Annotated in this window: 19 protein-coding genes; all 19 read right to left on the bottom strand. The window is 63.5% G+C overall.

What is annotated here, in order from left to right:
- Nucleotides 1–21: 21 nt before the first annotated feature.
- Complete coding sequence (locus HU752_RS07230; protein ID WP_186682017.1) at nucleotides 22–507, bottom strand: RDD family protein; 486 nt, start codon at nucleotides 505–507, stop codon at nucleotides 22–24.
- Between the two features lie 141 nt (nucleotides 508–648).
- Nucleotides 649–861, bottom strand: coding sequence for a cold-shock protein (locus HU752_RS07235; RefSeq protein ID WP_064301650.1), 213 nt, complete (start codon nucleotides 859–861; stop codon nucleotides 649–651).
- A gap of 390 nt (nucleotides 862–1,251) precedes the next feature.
- Nucleotides 1,252–2,376, bottom strand: coding sequence for a glycine cleavage system aminomethyltransferase GcvT (gene gcvT / locus HU752_RS07240; protein ID WP_186682015.1), 1,125 nt, complete (start codon nucleotides 2,374–2,376; stop codon nucleotides 1,252–1,254).
- 49 nt (nucleotides 2,377–2,425) lie between these two features.
- Nucleotides 2,426–3,802, bottom strand: a complete 1,377-nt coding sequence (locus HU752_RS07245) for an L-serine ammonia-lyase (protein WP_186682013.1) — start codon at nucleotides 3,800–3,802, stop codon at nucleotides 2,426–2,428.
- A 221-nt stretch (nucleotides 3,803–4,023) separates the two neighbouring features.
- A complete protein-coding gene (gene gcvP / locus HU752_RS07250; RefSeq protein ID WP_186682011.1) occupies nucleotides 4,024–6,873 on the bottom strand; it encodes an aminomethyl-transferring glycine dehydrogenase in 2,850 nt (949 codons plus the stop codon).
- Nucleotides 6,874–6,882: 9 nt separating this feature from the next.
- A complete protein-coding gene (gene gcvH / locus HU752_RS07255) occupies nucleotides 6,883–7,260 on the bottom strand; it encodes a glycine cleavage system protein GcvH (RefSeq protein WP_186682009.1) in 378 nt (125 codons plus the stop codon).
- Between the two features lie 384 nt (nucleotides 7,261–7,644).
- Nucleotides 7,645–9,153: a transcriptional regulator GcsR gene (gcsR, locus tag HU752_RS07260; RefSeq protein ID WP_186682007.1), complete on the bottom strand. Its 1,509-nt coding sequence runs from the start codon at nucleotides 9,151–9,153 to the stop codon at nucleotides 7,645–7,647.
- A gap of 93 nt (nucleotides 9,154–9,246) precedes the next feature.
- Nucleotides 9,247–9,606 carry a DUF5064 family protein gene (locus HU752_RS07265; protein WP_186682005.1) on the bottom strand — a complete coding sequence of 120 codons (360 nt, stop codon included), beginning with the start codon at nucleotides 9,604–9,606 and terminating at the stop codon, nucleotides 9,247–9,249.
- 61 nt (nucleotides 9,607–9,667) lie between these two features.
- The gene (gene arcC, locus HU752_RS07270; RefSeq protein WP_186682003.1) at nucleotides 9,668–10,597 is read right to left on the bottom strand and encodes a carbamate kinase; all 930 of its coding nucleotides are present in this window, start codon (nucleotides 10,595–10,597) and stop codon (nucleotides 9,668–9,670) included.
- A 158-nt stretch (nucleotides 10,598–10,755) separates the two neighbouring features.
- The gene (locus HU752_RS07275; protein WP_186682001.1) at nucleotides 10,756–11,766 is read right to left on the bottom strand and encodes an ornithine carbamoyltransferase; all 1,011 of its coding nucleotides are present in this window, start codon (nucleotides 11,764–11,766) and stop codon (nucleotides 10,756–10,758) included.
- A gap of 24 nt (nucleotides 11,767–11,790) precedes the next feature.
- Nucleotides 11,791–13,047 carry an arginine deiminase gene (gene arcA, locus HU752_RS07280; protein ID WP_186681999.1) on the bottom strand — a complete coding sequence of 419 codons (1,257 nt, stop codon included), beginning with the start codon at nucleotides 13,045–13,047 and terminating at the stop codon, nucleotides 11,791–11,793.
- A gap of 31 nt (nucleotides 13,048–13,078) precedes the next feature.
- A complete protein-coding gene (arcD, locus tag HU752_RS07285) occupies nucleotides 13,079–14,506 on the bottom strand; it encodes an arginine-ornithine antiporter (protein ID WP_186681997.1) in 1,428 nt (475 codons plus the stop codon).
- 338 nt (nucleotides 14,507–14,844) lie between these two features.
- Nucleotides 14,845–16,194 carry a CoA transferase gene (locus HU752_RS07290; RefSeq protein ID WP_186681995.1) on the bottom strand — a complete coding sequence of 450 codons (1,350 nt, stop codon included), beginning with the start codon at nucleotides 16,192–16,194 and terminating at the stop codon, nucleotides 14,845–14,847.
- Nucleotides 16,195–16,325: 131 nt separating this feature from the next.
- Complete coding sequence (locus tag HU752_RS07295) at nucleotides 16,326–16,733, bottom strand: YbaN family protein (RefSeq protein WP_186681993.1); 408 nt, start codon at nucleotides 16,731–16,733, stop codon at nucleotides 16,326–16,328.
- A 181-nt stretch (nucleotides 16,734–16,914) separates the two neighbouring features.
- A complete protein-coding gene (locus tag HU752_RS07300; protein WP_186681991.1) occupies nucleotides 16,915–17,523 on the bottom strand; it encodes a biliverdin-producing heme oxygenase in 609 nt (202 codons plus the stop codon).
- A 116-nt stretch (nucleotides 17,524–17,639) separates the two neighbouring features.
- The gene (locus tag HU752_RS07305) at nucleotides 17,640–20,243 is read right to left on the bottom strand and encodes a TonB-dependent receptor (RefSeq protein ID WP_186681989.1); all 2,604 of its coding nucleotides are present in this window, start codon (nucleotides 20,241–20,243) and stop codon (nucleotides 17,640–17,642) included.
- A 115-nt stretch (nucleotides 20,244–20,358) separates the two neighbouring features.
- A complete protein-coding gene (locus HU752_RS07310; protein WP_437182333.1) occupies nucleotides 20,359–21,333 on the bottom strand; it encodes a FecR family protein in 975 nt (324 codons plus the stop codon).
- Between the two features lie 94 nt (nucleotides 21,334–21,427).
- On the bottom strand, nucleotides 21,428–21,946 hold the full coding sequence (locus HU752_RS07315; protein ID WP_186681987.1) for an RNA polymerase sigma factor: 519 nt from the start codon (nucleotides 21,944–21,946) through the stop codon (nucleotides 21,428–21,430).
- Between the two features lie 525 nt (nucleotides 21,947–22,471).
- Nucleotides 22,472–22,795: a ferredoxin FdxA gene (fdxA, locus tag HU752_RS07320; RefSeq protein WP_007924025.1), complete on the bottom strand. Its 324-nt coding sequence runs from the start codon at nucleotides 22,793–22,795 to the stop codon at nucleotides 22,472–22,474.
- Nucleotides 22,796–22,904 lie beyond the last annotated feature (109 nt).

The raw sequence follows: 22,904 nt of genomic DNA on the forward strand, positions 1-22,904 counted from the left end.
TTCATGGGCGGCTGGAAAGCCTCAGCGCCGTTTGGGAATGCGTACCAACTGGCTATCGGAGTAGATGTCGTGCCAGCTGCGCTTCTGCTTGTCCAGCAGCACCCAGAGGAAACCCAGGCCGGCGAAGAGCATGGAGGGGATGGCGATGAGAAAGCGCAGCAGGGCCTGCCAGAGGGTGATGGCCGAGCCATCGGCGTTCTGTACGCGAATGCCCCAGACCTGCATGCCCAGGGTCTGGCCCTTGTAGGTCCAGAACTTGGCGAAGAAGCCGAACAGCATGAAGAGCATCACGGTCGAAAACAGTGGGTCACCATCCAGGGCCCCGGAGTCCTGCAGGACCCTGAGGCGTGGCTCGCCGATGATTGCCGCCTGGGCCCCCTTGTAGATGAAGCCGGTCACCATCAGCAGTGCCGTGCACAGCAGGGCGTCATAGAACATCGCTGCCAGGCGGCGGCCCAGGCCTGCGGCAGGGAAGTCCCCCTGCGGGCTTAGTACGTGCTTCGTCATGGGGTGTTCTCTCGAGGAAAAGTCCATTTTACGAAGCTCCCCCCATAAAACCAGACCTTCGGGGGCTGATGCACAAAACCGCAAACAAAAAAAAGCCCCTGATGTCACCATCAGGGGCTTTGCATGCGATGAAAACTGAACTCAGTTCTCTGCGATGACTTCGTCAGCTTGCATGCCTTTCTGGCCTTGCACGGCAACGAAGGTCACTTTCTGGCCTTCTTTCAGGCTCTTGAAGCCGCTGCCCTGGATGGCGCGGAAGTGGACGAACAGATCCGGACCGCTCTCAGGAGTGATAAAACCAAAACCTTTCTCGTCGTTAAACCACTTGACGGTGCCGCTCTGACGTGTGGACATTTCTTATTTCCTTTGACGCTAAAAATTAATGACAGTCCCTTTCACCTGAAAGAGTACTGGGCTGGGTTGCAGGAAAGTAAGAGACGTCGAACGGGTTGTAGCGAAACTTAGAGCTACTGCCCAGGTCACGATTCCAAGCGACCCATGCAAACACAGTAGGGAAACTCTACGCCAACTGTGGGAGAAAAAACAAGCCCCCGTCCAGCCCGCGGTTTGAGGCCGTTTGCCGCAGTTTTCGCGGGCTCTGGCGGGGACATCCCGGACATTCAGGCATTCACTTGTGTTCGACTGTTATAAGCCAAGTTCACTTGTGAATATATGCACTGGTTTGTGGCGGACACGTTACAAACCAGTGCACAGTTTCATTACCGTTAGTTGTTACTGTTGGTATCAACCACGATAGTAACGTTGTGCGACAAACGGCATTTTGCTGACTTTCAGCGGGATGCGCTTGCCTCGTACGATCGCCCAGACCTGGCTGTCCAGAGCGCAGTGGGCGGCATCCAGGTAGCCCATGGCCAGCGGTGCGCCGAGGGTCGGGCCGAAACCACCGCTGCACACGCTGCCGATCACCGTGCCGGCTTCATCGACGATTTCCGCGCCCTCCCGCACCGGGGTGCGCTCCTGCGGTAGCAGGCCGACACGCTTGCGTTGTACGCCTTGTTGCTGCTGGGCGAAGACCTGGGCGGCACCGGGGAAGCCGCCAGCGCGTGCGCCATCGGCACGCCGGGCCTTGGACACGGCCCAGAGCAGGCTGGCCTCCACCGGCGTGGTCTGTTCATTCATGTCGTGGCCGTAGAGGCACAGGCCGGCTTCCAGGCGCAGCGAATCGCGGGCGCCGAGGCCGATGGCCTCGACTTCGGTCTCGGCCAGCAGGCTGCGGGCCAGGCTTTCGGCACTGGCTGCCGGCACGGAAATCTCGAAGCCGTCTTCACCGGTGTAGCCGGAGCGGCTGACGTAGCAGTCGACCCCCAGCAGGCGCAGTGGCGCGAACTGCATGAAGGTCATCCGGGTTACTTCCGGTGCCAGGCGGGCCAGCACGGTAACGGCGGCCGGGCCTTGCAGGGCGAGCAGGGCGCGCTCCTCGAACAGCGGCTGCACCTCGCACAGGTGCCCCAGGTGCGTGCGCAGATGGGCCAGGTCCTGTTCCTTGCAGGCGGCATTGACCACCAGGAACAGCTCGTCGTTACCCAGGTTGGCGACCATCAGGTCATCAAGGATGCCTCCGTTTTCGTTGGTGAACATCGCATAGCGCTGCATGCCCACCGGCAGGTCGACGATATCCACCGGCACCAGGGTTTCCAGGGCCTTGGCGGCGCCTGCGCCGACCAGGCGGATCTGGCCCATGTGCGAGACATCGAACAACCCGGCCTGGTCACGGGTGTGCTGGTGCTCCTTGAGGACGCCCAGTGGGTACTGCACCGGCATTTCATAGCCGGCGAACGGCACCATGCGCGCACCGAGTTGCAGGTGCAGGGCGTGCAGCGGGGTTTTCAGCAGGTTTTCGGTGGACATCTTCAACTCCTGGAAATTGCCGGGAGGCCGCTTGCGCCGGCCTCGTCGCTCAGCATTCGATAATGTTTACGGCCAGACCGCCGCGGGCGGTCTCCTTGTATTTGCTTTTCATGTCGGCACCGGTCTGGCGCATGGTGCGGATCACTTTGTCGAGGGAAACGAAGTGCTGGCCGTCGCCACGCAAGGCCATGCGCACGGCGTTGATCGCCTTGACCGAGCCCATGGCGTTGCGCTCGATGCACGGCACCTGGACCAGCCCGCCGATCGGGTCGCAGGTCAGGCCGAGGTTGTGCTCCATGCCGATTTCGGCGGCATTCTCGACCTGCTGCACGCTGCCCCCCAGTACCTCGCAGAGCGCTCCGGCAGCCATCGAGCAGGCCACGCCGACTTCACCCTGGCAGCCGACTTCGGCACCGGAGATCGAGGCGTTTTCCTTGTAGAGAATGCCGATCGCGGCAGCGGTGAGCAGGAAACGCACCACGCCATCCTCGTTGGCGCCGGGGATGAACCGCATGTAGTAATGCAGGACGGCGGGGATGATCCCGGCCGCGCCGTTGGTCGGTGCGGTGACGACCCGCCCGCCGTTGGCGTTTTCCTCGTTGACCGCCAGGGCGTAGAGGTTGACCCAGTCCAGCACCGACAGCGCATCGCGCAGGGCCGCCTCCGGGTTCTTGCACAATTGTCGGTGCAGCGCGGCGGCGCGGCGCTTGACCTTCAGGCCGCCTTGCAGGATGCCCTCGTTGCGACAGCCGGCGGCGACGCAGTCCTGCATCACCTGCCAGATCTTCAGCAGCCCGGCGCGGGTCTCCGCCTCTGGCCGCCAGGCGCTTTCATTGGTCAGCATGACTTGGCTGATGGACAGGCCGTAGGTGCTGCAGTGCCCCAGCAGTTCCTTGGCACTCTTGAACGGAAAGGTCAGCGCAGTGCTGTCCTCGACGATGCGGTCGGCGCCGGCGGCGTCCTCATCGACGACGAAACCGCCGCCAACCGAGTAGTACTCGCGGCTGCGGATCTGCAGGCCGGCGCTGTCGAAGGCGCGGAAGATCATGCCGTTGGGGTGGTAGGCCAAGGGCTTGCGGATCATCGCCAGGTGGAGTTTTTCACTGAATTCGATGGAATGTTCGCCGAGCAGCTTCAGGCGTCCGCTGCCACGAATGGCTTGCAGGCGCTCGGCGACGGTTTCAGTGTCGACGGTATCGGGGTGCTCACCTTCGAGCCCGAGCAGCACGGCCTTGTCGCTGCCGTGGCCCTTGCCGGTGGCGCCAAGCGAGCCGTACAGCTCGACCTTGACGCAGGTGGTCTGTTCCAGCAGGTGGTCACGACGCAGGCCTTCGACGAAACGTGCGGCGGCGCGCATCGGTCCGACGGTATGGGAGCTGGAGGGACCGATGCCGATCTTGAACAGGTCGAACACGCTCAGGGACATGATGGTTCTCCATTTTTTCTAATAATTATAGGGGGACGGTCTGTACGCTTGTGGCGAGCGGGCTTGCCCGCGCTCGGCTGCGAAGCAGCCGTAAAACCAGCCAATGCGTTCACTCTGGTGCAACGCAATAGCCGGTTTTGGGGCGCCGCGCGCCCCAGCGGGGCAGTGCGGTGTTCCGCCAAGCCCCTCACCACAGGCAAGCCTTTGGTCACGGTAAAGGTTTAAGCGTAGTTCTCGATCGACGGACAGGCGCAGACCAGGTTGCGATCGCCGAACACGTTGTCGACACGGCCGACCGGCGGCCAGTACTTGGCCTCGACCAGCGAAGCCACCGGATACACCGCCTGCTCGCGGCTGTACGGGTGCGCCCACTCGCCGACCAGCTCCGCCGCGGTGTGCGGGGCGTTCTTCAGCGGGTTGTCGTCCTTGTCCAGGCTGCCGTTCTCGACCGCACGGATTTCCTCGCGGATGCGGATCATGGCGTCGCAGAAGCGGTCCAGCTCCTCCCTGGACTCACTTTCGGTCGGTTCGATCATCAGCGTGCCGGCGACCGGGAACGACATGGTCGGGGCGTGGAAGCCGAAGTCGATCAGGCGCTTGGCGACGTCGTCGACGCTGATGCCGCTGCTGTCCTTCAGCGGGCGCAGGTCGAGGATGCACTCGTGGGCCACCAGGCCGTTGCTGCCGGTGTAGAGCACCGGGTAGTGCTCTTCCAGGCGACGGGAGATGTAGTTGGCGTTGAGAATCGCCAGCTGCGAGGCGCGCTTGAGACCTTCGCCGCCCATCATGCGGATGTACATCCAGGTGATCGGCAGGATGCTCGCGCTGCCGAACGGTGCCGCGCAGACCGCGCCCTCCTTGCGCGCCATCACGCCATGGCCGGGCAGGAACGGTGCCAGGTGGGATTTCACGCCGATCGGGCCGACGCCCGGGCCGCCACCGCCGTGGGGGATGCAGAAGGTCTTGTGCAGGTTCAGGTGCGAGACGTCGCCGCCGAACTTGCCCGGGGCGCAGAGGCCGACCATCGCGTTCATGTTGGCGCCGTCGATGTACACCTGGCCGCCGTTGTCGTGGATGATGCCGCAGATTTCGCGGATGCCTTCCTCGAACACACCGTGGGTCGACGGGTAGGTGATCATCAGCGCGGCGAGGTGTTCGCGGTGCTCGATGGCCTTGGCCCGCAGGTCCTCGATGTCGACGTTGCCACGGGCGTCGCAGGCGGTGACCACCACGCGCATGCCGGCCATGTGGGCGGTGGCCGGGTTGGTACCGTGCGCCGAGGACGGGATCAGGCAGATGTCGCGACGACCTTCGCCACGGCTCTGGTGGTAGGCGCGGATCGCCAGCAGGCCGGCGTACTCGCCCTGGGAGCCGGCGTTCGGCTGCAGGGATACCGCGTCATAACCGGTGGCGGCACAGAGCATCGCCTCCAGTTCGTCGGTCAGTTGCTGGTAGCCGGCGCTCTGTTCTGCGGGGGCGAACGGGTGCAGGGCGCCGAATTCGGCCCAGGTCACCGGGATCATCTCGCTGGCGGCGTTGAGCTTCATGGTGCACGAGCCCAGCGGGATCATGGTGCGGTCCAGGGCCAGGTCCTTGTCCGCCAGCTTGCGCAGGTAGCGCATCAGCTCGGTTTCCGAGTGATAGCGGTTGAACACCGGGTGGCTGAGGATTGGCGATTGACGTAGCAGGGCTGCCGGGATGCTGTCCCCGGTCGAGGCGGCGAGCGCGGCGAAGTCAGGCAGGGCCTTGTCACCGGCCAGCAGCGCCCAGAGGGTTTCGACATCGGCCTGGCCGCAGGTTTCGTCGAGCGACAGGCCCAGGCGTTCGCCATCGACCACCCGCAGGTTGATCTTCTGCTCGCGCGCCTTGGCGTGCAGGGCAGCGGTCTGGGCACCGGTCTTGAGCGTCAGGGTATCGAAGAAGCTCTCCTGCTCGACACCCAGGCCCAGTGTACCCAGGCCCTTGGCCAGGATCGCGGTCAGGCGGTGGGTGCGCTGGGCGATTTGCGTCAGCCCCTTGGGACCGTGGTACACGGCGTACATGCTGGCGATGTTGGCCAGCAGCACCTGGGCGGTGCAGATGTTGCTGGTGGCCTTCTCGCGACGGATGTGCTGTTCGCGGGTCTGCATCGCCAGGCGCAGGGCCGGCTTGCCGAAACGGTCCACCGAAACACCGACCAGGCGGCCGGGCATGTCGCGCTTGAACGCATCACGGGTGGAGAAGTAGGCCGCGTGCGGGCCACCGAAGCCCAGCGGGACACCAAAGCGCTGGGCGCTGCCGATGGCGACATCGGCGCCGAATTCGCCCGGCGGGGTGAGCAGGGTCAGCGCCAGCAGGTCGGCGGCGACCGCGACCAGGGCATTGGCGGCATGGAAGCGTTCGGTCAGTTCGCGATAGTCGAACAGGTCGCCGTTACTTGCCGGGTATTGCAGCAGGGCGCCGAAGTAGGCACTGACATCGCCGAGTGCATGCTCGTCGCCGACCACCACTTCGATGCCCAGCGGCTCGGCACGGGTGCGCAGCACATCGAGGGTCTGCGGGTGGCAGTGCACGGAGGCGAAGAAGGCATGGCTGCCCTTGTTCTTGCTCAGGCGCTTGCAGAAGGTCATGGCTTCGGCGGCGGCGGTGGCTTCATCGAGCAGCGAGGCGTTGGAGATCGGCAGGCCGGTCAGGTCGCTGATCAGGGTCTGGAAGTTCAGCAGCGCCTCCAGGCGGCCCTGGGAGATTTCCGGCTGGTAAGGGGTGTAGGCGGTGTACCAGGCCGGGTTTTCCAGCAGGTTACGCAGGATCGGCGACGGCGTGTGGCAGTTGTAGTAGCCCTGGCCGATGTAGGTTTTGAACAGCTGGTTCCGGGCGGCGATGGCCTTGATCGACGCGAGGGCGTCGGCTTCGCTCTGGCCAGCCGGCAGGTCGAGGACGCTGGTGCCCTTGATGCTGTCGGGAATGACGCTGGCGCTCAGGGCTTCCAGGGAGTCGAAGCCGAGGGTGGCGAGCATCGCACGCTCGTCATCCTGGCGTGGGCCGATATGACGGGCGATGAATTCGTTGGTGGTGCCGAGGTTGAGGGTCATGGCGATTCCTCAGGCCTGGGCTGCGATCAGGCGGTCGTAGGCGGCCTGATCCAGCAGTTGGCCGACGGCGGCGGCATCGGCAGGTTTGAAACGGAAGAACCAGCCTTCGCCCAGCGGGTCTTCGTTGACCAGTTCCGGGCTGTCTTCCAGCGCCGGGTTGACCTCCAGCACTTCGCCATCGAGTGGCATGTACACGCCGCTGGCGGCCTTGACCGATTCCACGGTGGCGGCTTCGGCGCCCTTGTCGTAGGCCTGCAGTTCCGGCAGTTGAACGAACACCACGTCACCCAGGGCGTTCTGGGCGAATGCGGTGATCCCGACCGTTACGCTGCCGTCGGCTTCGGTACGCAGCCATTCGTGGTCTTCGGTAAAACGCAACTCGGTCATGAACACACTCCTCAAAGGGCCAGATTCGTCTGGTGGACGCTATGGAATGCGAGGACTTCGCCCCGCTTGAATGGCAGTCCCTTAGCAAGTTCGCGGCCAATGTTGTGAAGAGCTTGTAAATCAAGGGCTTGGCAGTGAAAGCAGGCGTTTTTGCAAACATTGGCTGTAGCGAAATCGCTACAGTCTCGCCGGCCAGAAAAAGCGCAACGGGATCAAAGCCTTGTCGGGTTGGGGGAGACGGCTTTTGTAATGAAATCGTTCCACTGTAGCGTTTTCAGCACAGATGCATGTCGCTTCTGGAGTAGCCGGCGCCCACCCGGTTGCCCAGGAAAGCCGGGTGCTGGCGACTTGTTCGCGCGTGGGTCGTGTCGGTTTGGGCCGGCGCTAGGGCTTGCCGGGAATCCCGTACTTGCGCAGGCGATGGGCGATCGCGGTGTGGGAGGTCTGCAAGCGATTGGCCAGTTGGCGGGTCGAGGGGTATTGCGCGTAGAGCTTTTCCAGCAGGTTGCGCTCGAAGTCCTCGACCGCCTGCTCCAGGCTTTCGACCTCGCCGTCGTTCTCGCGCGCCACGGAAGTACCGGCGATGTCCAGGTCGCCAATGTCCACCAGACTGCCTTCGCAGATCGCCGCTGCGCGGAAGATCACGTTCTGTAACTGGCGGACGTTGCCCGGCCAACGGTTGCCCAGCAGCGCCGGGTAGGTGCCGGGGGCGAGCCGGCAGACCGGGCGCTGGATCTGCGTGCAGGCCTGCTGCATGAAGTAGCGCGCCAGCAGCAGGATGTCCTGGCCGCGTTGGCGCAGCGGCGGCACCTCGACGTTGAGGACATTGAGGCGGTAGAACAGGTCTTCGCGGAAGTGGCCTTCGCTGACCATCTTCTCCAGGTCGCGATGGGTGGCGCTGATGATCCGGACGTTGACCTTGACCTCGCGATCACCGCCGACCCGGCGAAAACTGCCGTCATTGAGAAAGCGCAGCAGCTTGGCCTGCAGGTACGGCGACATCTCGCCGATTTCATCGAGAAACACCGTGCCCTGGTTGGCCAGTTCCATCAGCCCCGGCTTGCCGCCGCGCTGGGCACCGGTGAAGGCGCCGGGGGCGTAGCCGAACAGCTCGCTTTCGGCCAGGCTTTCCGGCAGCGCCGCACAGTTCAGGGCGAGGAACGGTGCACCGTGGCGGGCACTGATGGCGTGGCAGGCGCGGGCCACCAGTTCCTTGCCGGTACCGGTCTCGCCCTGGATCAGCAGGGGGGCATCGAGTGCCGCGACCCGCTGGGCGCGGGCCTTGAGGGTACGGATCGGCGCCGAGTCGCCGAGCAGCGAGTCGAAGCCTTCGGCGTGGTCGTGGTGCAGCGCGGACAGGCGCTCACCGATCCGGTTGGGTTGATACAGCGTCAGCAGGGCGCCCGCGTCGGTGATCGGCGTGGCGTCGAGCAGCAGGGTCTGGCCATTGACGGTGATGTCCCGCAGCGGCAGGCGAAAGCCGTTTTCCAGCAGCGTATCCAGCAGGCCGGGGTCGGCGAACAGGCTGGCGACGCTTTCGCCCGCCGGTTCGCGCCCGTACAGGGCGATCATCGCCGGGTTGGCCAGCAGTACCAGGCCCTGGCTGTCCAGGGCCAGGACCGGATCGGTCATGGCGGCCAGCAGCGCATCGAGCTGCAGGTGGCGGCGCTGGCCGGGAAGAATGTCCACCACCGTGACCGCCTGCACCCCCCGCACGCTGAACAACGCGTCGCGCAGCTCGTCCAGCACTTGCGCACTGAGCGTTGGAGCGTCGATGTAGACGTTGGGCGGCACCATCTCCACCGCATCCAGGTTCAGGTTGCGCCCACCGAGCAGGGCCAGGACTTCCTGGGTAATGCCGACGCGGTCGATGAAGCTGACGTGGATACGCATGGGGCGGTATACGGTTCCGGGCGAGAAGGGCGCAATTATGCCATCTCCGCCACGGGCTTCCCACGCGCAATGCGTTGCGCGGTCGGTTGGTGATTACTGCAGGTGCTCGGGCTTCATCGGATCGCCGGACTTGACGTGCAGTTGCGCGCGTACGTCCTCGAACATCTCGTCGTAGTACTTGTGCAGGGCGATGATGTTGGCGCTCTTGGGCATGCCGTGATGCTGGGCGATGCGGGTGGCGTGGCGGGCGAAATCGAAGGCCTGGTCCTTGGCCAGGAAGAACGACTCGTCGAGCGGCTTGTCCTCGATGCTCCCGTGCAGCCTGAACTGCATGCCCTGGCCCTCCTGCGCATCCTGGGCGAGTTGGTAGTCGATGCACAGGTTGTAGCTGAAATCCTCCTTGTTCAGCGCATGTCGCTCGATGTGCAGGTGACCGGGTTCGAACTTGGCCATGGTGATGTCTCCCTAACAAGGCATTGGAGTAGGGCAGACCATGGCCTGCCCCTGAAGGTTCTCATGAATAGACGATGCCGGGCTGGGCGGTACTGACCCGGGTCCCCGCTTTACCTTGGACGATAGCCTCGATATCCGCCAGTGAACCGATCACCGCGACCTTGCCGGTCTGCCGGGCGAACTCGCAGGCGGCCTCGACTTTCGGCCCCATGGAACCGGCGGCGAAGCCGAGTTTTTCGAGGGCATCCGGGTGGGCTTGGGCGATCGCTTTCTGGGTTGGCTGGCCCCAGTCGACGAAGGCCGCGCTGACGTCGGTGGCAATCACCAGCAAGTCGCTTTCCAGTTGCCGGGCCAGCAGCGCCGAGCACAGGTCCTTGTCGATCACCGCCTCGATGCCCTGCAGCCTGCGGTTTTCGTCATACATCGTCGGAATCCCGCCACCGCCGGCGCAGATCACGATGCTACCGTTGTCCAGCAGCCATTTGATCGGACGGATCTCGAAGATGCGTTTCGGTTTCGGGCTGGCGACCACCCGGCGGAACTTGTCGCCGTCGGGGGCGATGCTCCAGCCTTTTTCCCTAGCCAGTCGTTCGGCTTCTTCCCGATCATAGACCGGGCCGATGGGTTTGCTTGGTCGCTGGAAGGCCGGGTCCCGGGGATCGACCTCGACCTGGGTCAGCAGGGTGGCGAAAGGCACTTCGAAATCCAGCAGGTTGCCCAGTTCCTGTTCGATGATGTAGCCGATCATGCCCTCGGTTTCCGCGCCGAGCACATCCAGCGGGTAGGGCGAGACCTGGGTATAGGCCGCCGCCTGCAGCGACAGCAGCCCGACCTGCGGGCCGTTGCCGTGGGCGATCACCAGTTGGTTGCCAGGGTGGATTCTGGCGATCTGCTCGGCGGCGATACGGATGTTGGCGCGTTGGTTGTCCGCGGTCATGGGTTCACCACGACGCAGGAGGGCGTTGCCGCCCAGTGCTACGACGATACGCATGGTGCAAGTCCTTCTTCGAGAGCGTTATGGCCGGCTTTCGTGGGAGCGGGCTTGCCCGCGAATGGGCCCTTGAGGCTGCCAAAAGCTTCGCGGGCCAGCCCGCTCCCACGGGGTAGAGCTTCGGCGGGGTGCTGCTCGACCCGCCGGAAGGTTGCAGGTCAGATGTCCGCCAGCGCCGCCACCAGGATCGCCTTGATGGTGTGCATGCGGTTCTCCGCCTGCTCGAAGGCGATGTTGGCCGGCGATTCGAACACTTCCTCGGTGACCTCCACGCCATTGGCCAGGTGTGGGTAGCGGGCGGCGATGTCCTTGCCGACCTTGGTCTCGCTGTTATGGAACGCCGGCAGGCAGTGCATGAACTTGACCCGTGGGTTGCCGGCGGCCTTCATCAGCCGGGCGTTGACCTGATAGGGCAGCAACTGCTCGATACGCTCGTCCCAGGCCTCCACCGGCTCACCCATGGAGACCCAGACGTCGGTGTGGATGAAGTCCACGCCCTTGACCGCGGCCACGGGGTCTTCGGTCAACGTGATGCGCGCGCCACTTTCCTCGGCGAACGCCTGGCACTGGGCGATGAATTCCTCATGGGGCCACAGCGCCTTTGGCGCGGCGATGCGCACGTCCATGCCGAGCTTGGCGCCGATCATCAGCAGCGAATTGCCCATGTTGTAGCGGGCATCGCCCAGGTAGGCGTAGCTGATGTCATGCAACGGCTTGTCGCTGTGCTCGCGCATGGTCAGCACGTCGGCGATCATCTGGGTCGGGTGGAACTCGGCGGTCAGGCCGTTGAACACCGGCACACCGGCGAACTGGGCCAGTTCCTCGACGATCTCCTGTTCGAAGCCGCGGTACTCGATGGCGTCGAACATCCGCCCCAGCACGCGGGCGGTGTCCTTCATGCTTTCCTTGTGGCCGATCTGCGAGGACACCGGGTCGATGTAGGTGACGTGGGCACCCTGGTCATGGGCCGCGACTTCGAAGGCGCAGCGGGTGCGGGTCGAGGTCTTTTCGAAGATCAACGCGATGTTCTTGCCCTTGAGATGCGCCTGCTCGGTACCGGTGTACTTGGCGCGCTTGAGGTCGCGGGACAGGTCGAGCAGGTAGTGCAGCTCGCGGTTGGTGTGGTGCATCAAGCTCAGCAGGCTGCGGTTGCGCATGTTGAAAGCCATGGTAGGAGTCTCCCTGGGTAGCCGTTAGTAGTCGATGGGGTCGCGGACGATCGGGCAGGTCATGCAGTGGCCGCCGCCGCGGCCGCGGCCGAGTTCGCCGGCACTGATGGTGATGACCTCGACGCCGGCCTTGCGCAGCAGGGTGTTGGTGTAGGTGTTGCGGTCGTAGCCGATCACCACGCCTGGCTCCACGGCGACCACGTTGTTGCCGTCGTCCCACTGTTCACGTTCGGCGGCGAAGCTGTTGCCGCCGGTCTCGACCACGCGCAGGGCCTTGAGGCCCAGGGCCTGGGCGACGGTGTCGAGGAAGCTGGTGTCCTCGCGGCGGACATCGATGCCTCCGGGCTTGCTCTCGTCGGGACGCAGGCTGAAGGCGACGATCTGGTTCACCACTTCCGGGAAGATGGTCACCAGGTCGCGGTCGCAGAAACTGAACACGGTGTCCAGGTGCATGGCCGCACGGGACTTGGGCAGGCCGGCGACGATCACCCGTTCTACCGCCTTGTTCTTGAACAGGTTCAGCGCCAACTGGCCGATGGCCTGGCGCGATGAGCGCTCGCCCATGCCGATCAGGACCACGCCGTTGCCGATCGGCATCACGTCGCCGCCTTCGAGGGTGGCGTTGCCGTGCTCCTGGTCCGGGTCGCCATACCAGACCTTGAAGTCGGCGTTGACGAATTCCGGGTGGAACTTGTAGATGGCCGTGGCCAGCAGGGTTTCCTGGCGGCGTGCCGGCCAGTACATCGGGTTGAGAGTCACCCCGCCGTAGATCCAGCAGGTGGTGTCGCGGGTGAACTGGGTGTTGGGCAGTGGCGGCAGGATGAAACTGGAATGCCCGAGGAAGTCGCGGAACATCTGGATTGTCTTGCCACCAAAGCTGTCGGGCAGGTCGTCGGCCGATACGCCGCCGATGAGGAATTCGGCAACCTTGCGTGGCTCCAGGCTCCTGAGCCAGGAACCGACTTCGTTGACCAGGCCGAGTCCGACCTGGTTGGCGGTGAGCTTGCGCTCGAGAATCCAGTCCAGTGCTTGCGGCTGGCCGACGATATCGGTCAGCAGGTTGTGCATCTCCAGCACATCGATATCGCGTTCACGCATCTTGGTCACGAAGTCGAAGTGATCGCGCTTGGCCTGGGCGACCCAGAGCACATCATCGAACAGCAGTTCATCGCAATTGTTCGGGGTCAGCCGCTGGTGGGCCAGGCCGGGGGAGCACACCATCACCTTGCGCAGTTTGCCGGCTTCGGAATGAACGCCGTACTTCACTTTTTCCGTGGTCATTGCAGATCCTCCAGAGGAAACAAACGGGTCGTTACAGCGTCAGGAAGCCGCTGTAGAGGCCATAGGCAGCCAGCAGGGCGCCGCCGACCACCGCAGCGAAAATCAGCTTCTCGACGTTGGTGAAGATGGGTTTGCCCAGCTCATGCTTGGCCTTGGCGAACAGGATCGCGCCAGGGGCGTAGAGCAGGGCGGACAGCAGCAGGTACTTCACGCCGCCGGCGTACAGCAGCCAGACCGCGTAGAGCAGGGCGATGGCGGCGATGCACAGGTCCTTGCGCCGTTCGCCGGGGGCGTTCTCGTAGGATTCGCCACGCACCGCCAGCAGCACCGCGTAGGCTGCCGACCACAGGTAGGGCACCAGGATCATCGAGGTGGCGAGGTAGATCAGCGACAGGTAGGTACTGGCGGAGAACAGCGTGATGACCAGGAACAGCTGCACCATCGCGTTGGTCAGCCAGAGCGCATTGGCCGGTACGTGGTTGGCGTTCTCGCGGCGCAGGAACTCCGGCATGGTGTGGTCGCGGGCGGCGGCGAACATGATCTCGGCGCACAGCAGCACCCACGACAGCAGGGCACCGAGCAGCGAGATGACCAGGCCGATGCTGATCAGCAATGCGCCCCAGTGGCCGACCACATGCTCCAGCACGGCGGCCATGGACGGGTTCTGCAGCTTGGCCAGTTCCGGCTGGGTCAGGATACCCAGTGACAGCACGTTGACCAGCACCAGCAACAGCAGCACGGTGATGAAACCAATGACCGTGGCCTTGCCCACGTCCGAGCGTTTTTCCGCACGCGAGGAAAAGATGCTCGCGCCCTCGATGCCGATGAACACCCAGACGGTGACCAGCATCATGTTGCGCACCTGGTTCATCACACTGCCCAGGTTCGGGTTCTTCACGCCCCAGATGTCGGCGGTGAAGATGTCCAGCCTGAAGGCGAACACCGCGATCAGTACGAACAGCAGCAGCGGTACGACCTTGGCGACGGTGGTCACCAGGTTGATGAACGCCGCCTCGCGGATCCCGCGCAGCACCAGGAAGTGCACGGCCCACAGCAGCAGCGAGGCGCCGACCACCGCCGCGACCGTGTTGCCTTCGCCGAAGATCGGAAAGAAGTAGCCCAGGGTGCTGAACAGCAGGACGAAGTAGCCGACGTTGCCCAGCCAGGCACTGATCCAGTAGCCCCAGGCCGAAGAGAAGCCCATGTAGTCGCCGAAGCCGGCCTTGGCGTAGGCGTAGACCCCGCCATCGAGATCCGGTTTGCGATTGGCCAGGGTCTGGAACACGAAGGCCAGGGTCAGCATGCCCACGGCGGTGATGGCCCAGCCGATCAGGACGGCGCCGACATCGGCGCTGGCGGCCATGTTTTGTGGCAGCGAAAAGATTCCGCCGCCGATCATCGAACCCACTACCAGGGCAATCAGTGCGCCTAGACGTAGTTTTCCGGGAGACTCAGCCATTGCATGACTCCAGTTCAGGAGAAGTGAGGCTTCAGCGTAGGCGGGTAAATGAGGGCGGGAGCTGACTCAGATCAGGTTATGAGGGATATTTAATTTTTAGTGGATAACTTGAGTTAATTGCGCAGGTATGTCGCTATGTTTTATAGATCTTTGATTTATATGTATTTTTTAATTTGTATCGTTTTTTTAAAAGCGGCAGTCATTGGCCGGTGTCGCGAATTTGAAAGTTTGTGGCGCCATATGCGGGGATATGCTCCGTGGGGGCGGAACTTGGTTTTCGTAAAACTGAAGTAAAAGAGAAATAAAAGGGCTGGCAATATAATAGCCAGCCCCCGAATTCACCACTTGGCAGGGTGAGTTCCCAATCTCCCGGCCGGCAACGGCCAGTGCAGCGACGTTCCCTCGATATTCAGCGGCGGTATCAGGCGATGCGCCGGCCCCCAGGCGGTGTACTCGATCCAGGTGCTGCGGTCGGTGGAGGTTTCCCGACGCAGGGGCTGGGTGTCGTTGCCGGCTCCGTGTTCCACCAGCAGTTTCGCCGTGCGTGCCAGCGACAACCTGGCTGAGCCGCCGCGCCCGCTGTGCAGTCGTTCGGTCAGGGCACGGATTGCCGTGGCCGCCATCAGGTAGCCGGTGGCATGGTCCAGCGCCTGCACTGGCAATGGCGTCGGGACATCCGCCTGTTTCCACTGCATGCCGGCCTGGGCAATGCCGCAGCTCATCTGCACCAGGCTGTCGAAGCCGCGCCGGTTGCGCCACGGCCCGCTCCAGCCATAGGCATTGAGGCAGACATCGACCAGCCCGGGAGCCAGTTGCCGACGGTGCGGCGCCGCGTAGCCCAGGCCTTCCAGCGCGTCGGCGCGATAGCCGTGCAGCAGGATATCGGCCTCTGCGAGCAACTGCTCGAAGACCCGGCGGTCGGCGCTGTCCTGCAGATCCAGGCGTGCGCAGCGCTTGCCCCGGGTGACTTCCGGCACCAGGCTGGGTTCTTCCCAGTGCGGCGGGTCGATGCGCAGGACATCGGCGCCGAGCCCGGCCAGCATGCGGCTGGCCACGGGACCGGCGAGGATGCGGGTCAGGTCGAGGACCTTGATGCCGGCCAGCGGCTGTTTCGCCGAACCGGTCCAGGCGCGTGGACGCTGAATATCGTCGGTGTAGCGCTGGATCAGCGCCTCGGCATTCACGGCCAGTCCCTGGGGATGGCTTTTCCACTCGTCCCAGGTGCGCATTTCGGCAGCGCAGCCACCGCTGTCGACGATCGCCTGCTCCAGTTCACCCTTGTTCCAGCGAGCGACCAACCCGGCCATCGTCGCGCGATCGCTGGCAGCCCCCAGAGTCCGCTCGGCGGCAGCCCGGTGGTGTGGGGCGTTGGTGTGCAGGCGAATCCAGCCATCGGCCGTTGCGTAGTCGCCGGCAATCGGGTCCCAGGGCGCCGGCAGGTTCCAGCCGATCGGCCGCAGGGAGCTGGCGAACCAGAACGAGGCCAGGCGGCGGTCGACGCTGATGCCCGGGTCTTGTCCGGTCTGCTGCCTGAGCAGTTCAGCGACACTCGCGCCGACTGCGGCAAGGCTGGCACTGGCCAGGTCGGTGACGGCGAAGGCCGAGGGCAGGGCACCGGATTCGGTGAAGTCAGGGCGAGAGGCGGGTAGCTCGAGTGCGGCTTGAATGGATGTCAGCAGATCGGTCATCGAAAGGCCCTCCATGAGTAAGGGACATTGCAGCGCAAATATGCGGGGCTGTCGACTTTTGCAGGAGGGCAACCGACGATTGTGCGTCGCAGACGATGATGGTGCACCCGCCTACCAGCAAGCTGCCGCCATCAAGGCAGCTCGGCGACCGGCTGGCGTTCGGGACGTGACCAGATCCACAGGTTGCCGAGGGTCATCCCGGCGATGGCCAGGTAGACCGGCCAGTGGTGTTCGAGCATCACCAGCATCAACGTCGCGCACAGCAGCATGCTGACGGTGGCGCTGACCTTGGCCCGGCGGGCGATGATCTTGCCGTTGCGCCAGTTGTTCAGGATCGGCCCGAACAGCCGGTGGTTCTCCAGCCAGGCGCTCAGTCGTGGCGAGCTGCGGGTCGCGGCCCAGGCGGCGAGCAGAATGAACTCGGTGGTGGGCAGGCCGGGCACGACGATGGCGATCAGGCCGATACCGAGGCTGACATAGGCGAGCACGCCGAACAGGAGGCGCGAGAGTTTGGAGGACGAGGGCGTTTTGCGGGTCATGGTATCAATTGTGGTGCGCCGGGCGATTTGGCTCAAGCTCTGGTGTTTCATTGTGCTGTTCAAGCCTCATTCGCGGGCAAGCCCTGCTCCTACAGAAGAACACTGCAACCTGTAGGAGCAGGGCTTGCCCGCGAAAAGGCCCGCGAAATCACCGAAGACCTCACAGGCAAACCCGTACCACTCAGGCCAGCTCGGGTGCCGACTCGTAGGCCTGTTCCAGCAACACGGTGAAACGAACGAACGCATCGATGGCACCTTTCTCCACCGCCGCTTCTTCCTCGGCGCTGAACGCCAGGCCGTCGAGGGTCTTGATGAAGCTCTTCCAGCCCTCGGCGCGACCGCCAGCCGGCTCGCCCAGGTGACGGGCACCGAAGGTTTCGCTCAGGCCCAGGCCCACTGCACGCTTGATCAGGAACGCCGCACCGAGCTTGGAGCCTTCGGAAACGAAGATCCAGCCCAGCGCCTCGGCCTTGCTCGGGTTCTTCAGGGCACCGGCCACTGGCGCCGGGACTTCGGTGTCCAGGTCCGCCAGGTCGGCCTTGGCCGCTTCGGCGCGGCAGCGTGCCGGCAGGTCGGGGACGAGGGCGATCAAGGCCGGATCGTTGTACAGCGCGACCAGTTCCGACTGGAACAGATACTGGGCAACGACGAAACGGGCGAAATTGGCCTGGTTCTCGAACGGTGCGTGGGCCTTCACCAACTGGTCGAGCTTGCTGTGTGGCTCGTTGGTGATCTGGTTCAGGCGCTGGGAGCGCAGGCTTGGGCGTTGGGTAGAGTCCTGGGAGGTCATTGCGGAGTCCTTGGGAATGAGAGGCGCTTTCAGTTACTAGACGAACAAGGAGACGCGCCACAGTAAAAAAACCTCACCCCGCCAATCGAGATATTGGCGGGGGAGGCAGCGATCGGTCAGATGTCCCAGATCAGGTTGACCGAGAAGTTGCGGCCCGGGGCGGTCAGGCGGTCGAGGTTGGCCGGGCTGAGTACACCGGCCTCGCCCACGCCGTCGTAGCCGCGCACGTCATCCCAGTTCCAGTACTTCTTGTCGGTCAGGTTGTACAGGCCGGCATTGACCGTCACGTCGTCGGTGACCTTGTAGAAACCGGTCAGGTCGAATACGCCGTAGCCCGGGGTCTTGAACTGCTTGCTGCTGGTCAGGCCGTCGGGGGCGTTGAAGGTGGTGTCGTCCACCCGGTCCTTGCGCTTGACCAGGGTCCAGCTCAGCAGGGCGCCGTATTGCTCCTGGTCGTAGCCCAGGCCGAACACGCCGGTCAGTGGGTTGACACTGTTGATCGGCTCGCCATTGTCATCGTTGCGACCGTAGGCATAGGCGATCGAGCCCTGGGTGTAGAGCCCCTGTGGCGCACCGAAGTGGTCCAGGTTCAGGCGACCCTTGACCTCGGCGCCCTTGATGGTGGCGTGCTTGATGTTGTTGGTCTGGAAGGTCAGCTCGCTATAGCCGGGAGCGACCGCGTCTTCGTTGATGAAGTCGCGATACTTGTTATAGAACACCGCCACGTCGAAGGAGCCGGCATCGAAGCGACCGCGCAGGCCGGTTTCATAGCTTTTGCTCTTTTCCGGTTCCAGGTTCGGGTTGGGTTCGACGTTGTAGCCGGTGGTACCGTTCTGGAAGCGACCGTACAGCGCCTTGGCCGATGGAGTGCGGAAGCCCTCGGCGTATTGGCCGTACCAGGTGTACTGGTCGGTCAGGGCGTAGGTCAGGCCGAACTTCGGCGACACGCGGTGCCAGGTCTTGTTCGAGCCGTCGATGTCACCGCCACCCGCTGCGGTGATGGTGTTGATGAACGCCTGGGTTATGTGCGGCTTGAGCTGGGTACGGTCATAGCGCAGGCCGGGCAGGAAGGTCCATTGGTTCCAGCTGATCTGGTCCTGGGCGAACAGCGAGTAGGTGTCGATGGTTGGATCGGGGAAGTCGCTGGATTTCGCCAGGCGATCCAGCGGGCTGTTGCCGCCGATCGTGGTGCAGCCCTGGCCAGGTACGACGCTGACTGCCAGGCAGGTGCCGCTGCCACTGCGCGAGCCGGTGACCTTCTGCTGCCTGATCGTGGTGCCGTAGGTCAGCAGATGATCGGTTTCGCCAATGTTGAAGGCCTTGTCCGCCTGGGCGTCGAGCACCCACTGCTGTTCCTGGTAGACGGTGTCCCGACTGCGCAGTACACGACGGACGAAGGGGAAGTAGTCTTCCAGAGTGCTTTCGTCGGTCTTGGCGGTTTGATAATTCAGGCTCAGCTTGACGTGATCGGCCACCGCGCTATCGAGGCCAAAGCTGTTCTCGAGGCCGAAGCGTTCGCGGGTGACGGTGTCGTTGCCGGTACGCGAGCGATACATGCCCACGCCCGTGCCATTGCTGAACGGCCCACCCACGGCGCTGCGCTGGTTGGTGTCGACATCGCTCTTGTAGCGTTCGTAGGTCAGGCCCAGGCGCGAGTCGTCGTTGTAGTTCCAGCCCAGCTTGGCCAGTACGTTGGTGGTGCGGTTGGTTTCCGGGTTGGCTGCGGTACGGTTCAGGCCGGTGCCGCCGGTGTCGCCGTAGGATTCGGTCTCGCGGCCGTTGCGCTGGCTCAGGTGCAGCAGGCCGTCGAAGTCACCGCTGCGGCCGGCGACGGTGCCGGAGGTCAGCCAGCTGTTGTCGGCGGAGCTGTAGCCGGTCTTCAGGCGGGCGCCGACGTCCTGGCCGGGCTTGATGATGTCGCTGGGGTCGAGGGTGAAGTAGCTGACCGCACCACCGATGGCGTTGCTGCCGTAGAGCACCGAGGCCGGGCCACGGAGGATTTCCACGCGCTTGACGATTTCCGGGTCGACGTAGTTGCGGTGGGTTTGCGCGTAGGGGCCATTGAAGAAGCTGTCCGGCACCTCGACGCCGTCGACCTGGGTCAGGATGCGGTCGCCGTCGATGCCGCGGATGTTGTAGCCACTGATGCCACCGCCGCGCAGGCCGGCGCCGCTTACGGAAACCCCCGGCTCATAACGCACCAGTTGCTTGATGTTGTTCACGTTCTGCCGGTCGAGCTGCTGGCGGTCCTGCACGCTCACGGTGTTGGGCACCGAGGACACATCCTGTGCCTGGCGGGTGGCGCTGATGGTCACCTGCTGCAGGTTGAGGGTGCCGCCGTTGGCGCGTCTTTCCAGCACGACATTGTTGTCGCCGAGCTTGCGGTAGCTCAGGTTGGTGCCGACCAGCAGTTGTTCCAGGGCCTTTTCCGGCGTGAGTGCACCACGTACGCCGGGGGATGCCACACCCTGACCCAGCTCGGCGGGCAGGCCGACCTGCCAACCGGTCACCGAGGTGAATGCATTCAAGGCCGATACCAATGGCTGCTGGGCGATGGCGAAGTTGTAGTTGCCCAGGCTGCGCGCCGGTTGGGTGCTGGTGGTGGCCGCCAGTACGGGAGTCGCCTGGACGCCGGCGAGCAGCATGGCGGCGGTGAGCAGGGACAGCGTGCACTGTTGCAGGCCGCCACTGCGGGCCTTGGAGGTGAAACGAGTGGGCATCGATAACGCTCCGATCTTAGAAACTTATAGTTGCGATGCGATTCGATATGAGAATCACTTGCATTGGCTATAACGAGACGAATGGTCGGTCGCTATCGAGTAAAAAAACTTCCGGTTAGTTGAGAATCACCAATGCGGGGTATTCCGAGACCCGCGCAGAAGTGATGTGGGCAAGGGAGCGGACCACGTCCAGCGGCTTGTCCAGGCGGTAGTTGCCGGTCACGGCAACCTGGGCCAGTTGCTCGTTGTTATTGACGATCCAGCCCGGGTAATAGCGACGCAGTTCGGCCAGCACCTGGCCCATCGGGCAGTTCTCGAACACCAGGCGGCCCTGGACCCAGGCCAGGTCCTTCTGCGCATCAAGCTTTTCCGGACGACTGAACCCATGCGGGCCGATCCGCACGCTGTTGCCGGCGGAGAGGCGCAGGCGAGCACTGTCGTCGCGGGTGCGCAGGTCGACATCACCGCGTTGCACCTGCACCTGCGCCTCGCCATCGAGGTAGCGCACGGCGAAGGCTGTATCGCGCACGCTGGCCTGGACGGGACCGGCATCGATCTCCAGCGGATGCTCGCGCTGGCCGGACACCTCGAAGAACGCCTCGCCCTTGTACAGGCGAGCCAGGTGCTGCTGATCGGTGAACCGGCTGGAAAATGCCGAGTTGGTGTTGAGCAGGACTTTCGAGCCGTCCTCCAGTTGCAGGTGCTGGCGCTCGCCAACCACGGTCAGATGATCGGCCTGCAGGCGCAACGGCAGGTTGCCGTAGATGCCGATGGCGAGCAGCAGCACGGCAGCGGTCGCCAGGGGTTTCCAGTGGGGGCGCAGGCGCCGCAGCAGGGAGGGGCGTCGGTGGATCGTGGCCTGCAATGCCTGGGCGGCGGCAATCACCGGTTGTGCATTCCACGCGCCGCTGGCACGGGCATAGGCCTGGGCATGCGCCGGGTCGGCGGCGAGCCAGGCGTCGAATTCGGCGCGTTGCCCGGCGGTCGGGCACTCCATCACGATCAGCCAGTCCAGCGCCTGGTCCATGGCATCGTCTGGCAGCACCTGCCGAACGGTTTCGGGAGGGGGCTGGTTGGTGCTGTCCGTCACGGGTGTTCCTCGGTAATCGCTGTCACGGTTCGATTCGCGGGCCTGCCTTGTCGGGGACTGGCGGGCCTCATAGGTCTTGGGGCTGGCGGCAAGCTTAAGGGTGATCCAGGCGTTCGGCCACCCCGACGCAGATGGCCATGATCAGCTTGAGATCCTTTTGCACGGTGCTCAGGGACACGTCGAGGCGTTCGGCGATCTCCTGGTAGCTGCAGCCATGCAGGCGGCTGAGGATGAAGATCTGCTGCTGACGCGCAGTCAATTGGCCCAGGCTCACGCTCAGGCGCTCCAGCAATTGTTCGGCATGCGTGGCATCTTCCGGGGTACTCAGTGGTGCAACGACATTCTCCACCACCTCCAGCGGCACATCCTCCATCAGCGTGCGCGACTGGATCCGCCGTGCGCGCAGATGATCGAGTGCAAGGTTGCGGGCGGTCTGGAACACGAAGGGCTCGAGGTGGTCGATGGGGCGTTCGCTCAAGGCCCGTGTCACCCGCAGATAGGTTTCCTGCAGCAGATCCTCGGCGGTGCTGGGGTTTTGCACCATGCGCTGCAGCGTCCGCAGCAACGTGAGCCGCTGGGTGAGGAAGACCTGGTTGAACTGGGATTGCGTCACGACGGCACCTGACCGATTTCATATTAATGATAATATTTATCATTTGCAGTCTCGGTCAAGGGCCAATCGCGTCGGTGGTGTGGTGGGTGGATGACCTGTCGAGGTTCCAGAAGTTCGTTTTTGGTGGCTTGTCGGTGTAAGTCTTTACTTACACGTAGCGTAAGCGATCAAGGATGCTGACCGCACCAGATTGACGAAGAGTCTGTTTAACTGATTGAAATATATTAAGTTTTTTAAGCGGGAGATGGATCCAAAGTCTTTCCATGCGGTACGGGATCCACTTGCGAGGGGCCGGAAAGTCATTAATATCGGCCCTGTGTCGACGGATAGACACGGCGATCACGGAAGATCGCTGAGAGGAACATCGCGGGATGCGATTCATCAGGATGATGAAAGGGAAAAAAGGGACTAGGGAAAAAATGTGGGCGGGTTACACCGCCCCTTTTTTTGCCTGCAGAAAAGTGCGGACCCTGGCCCGCAAATGCAAAAAGGCCCGCAAGGGGCCTTTTTCGGAGCATGCTGGACTCAGCGCTCGAGATCCTTGATCTTGCCCTTGACGCCATCCCACTCCTCGGCGTCCGGCAGCGAATCCTTCTTCTCGGTGATATTCGGCCAGATTTCGGCCAGCTCGACGTTCAACTGAATGAACTCTTGCATTTCTTCCGGAACTTCATCTTCGGAGAAGATGGCTACGGCCGGGCATTCTGGCTCGCACAGTGCACAATCGATGCACTCATCCGGGTGAATCACCAGGAAGTTCGGGCCTTCGTAAAAGCAGTCCACCGGACAGACTTCTACGCAGTCGGTGTACTTGCACTTGATGCAGTTGTCGGTGACGACGAAGGTCATTTCTAATTCTCTCCTCAGGCGGCGGCGGCGAAAACCCTATCAGGACGGGCTCGCAGGGCTCGGGAAGGGCTCTGCGGACCAGGCTAATAGCCCGCAGCTTCCCAAACCG

It is taken from the genome of Pseudomonas vanderleydeniana (assembly GCF_014268755.2).
In the GTDB taxonomy this organism is placed as follows: domain Bacteria; phylum Pseudomonadota; class Gammaproteobacteria; order Pseudomonadales; family Pseudomonadaceae; genus Aquipseudomonas; species Aquipseudomonas vanderleydeniana.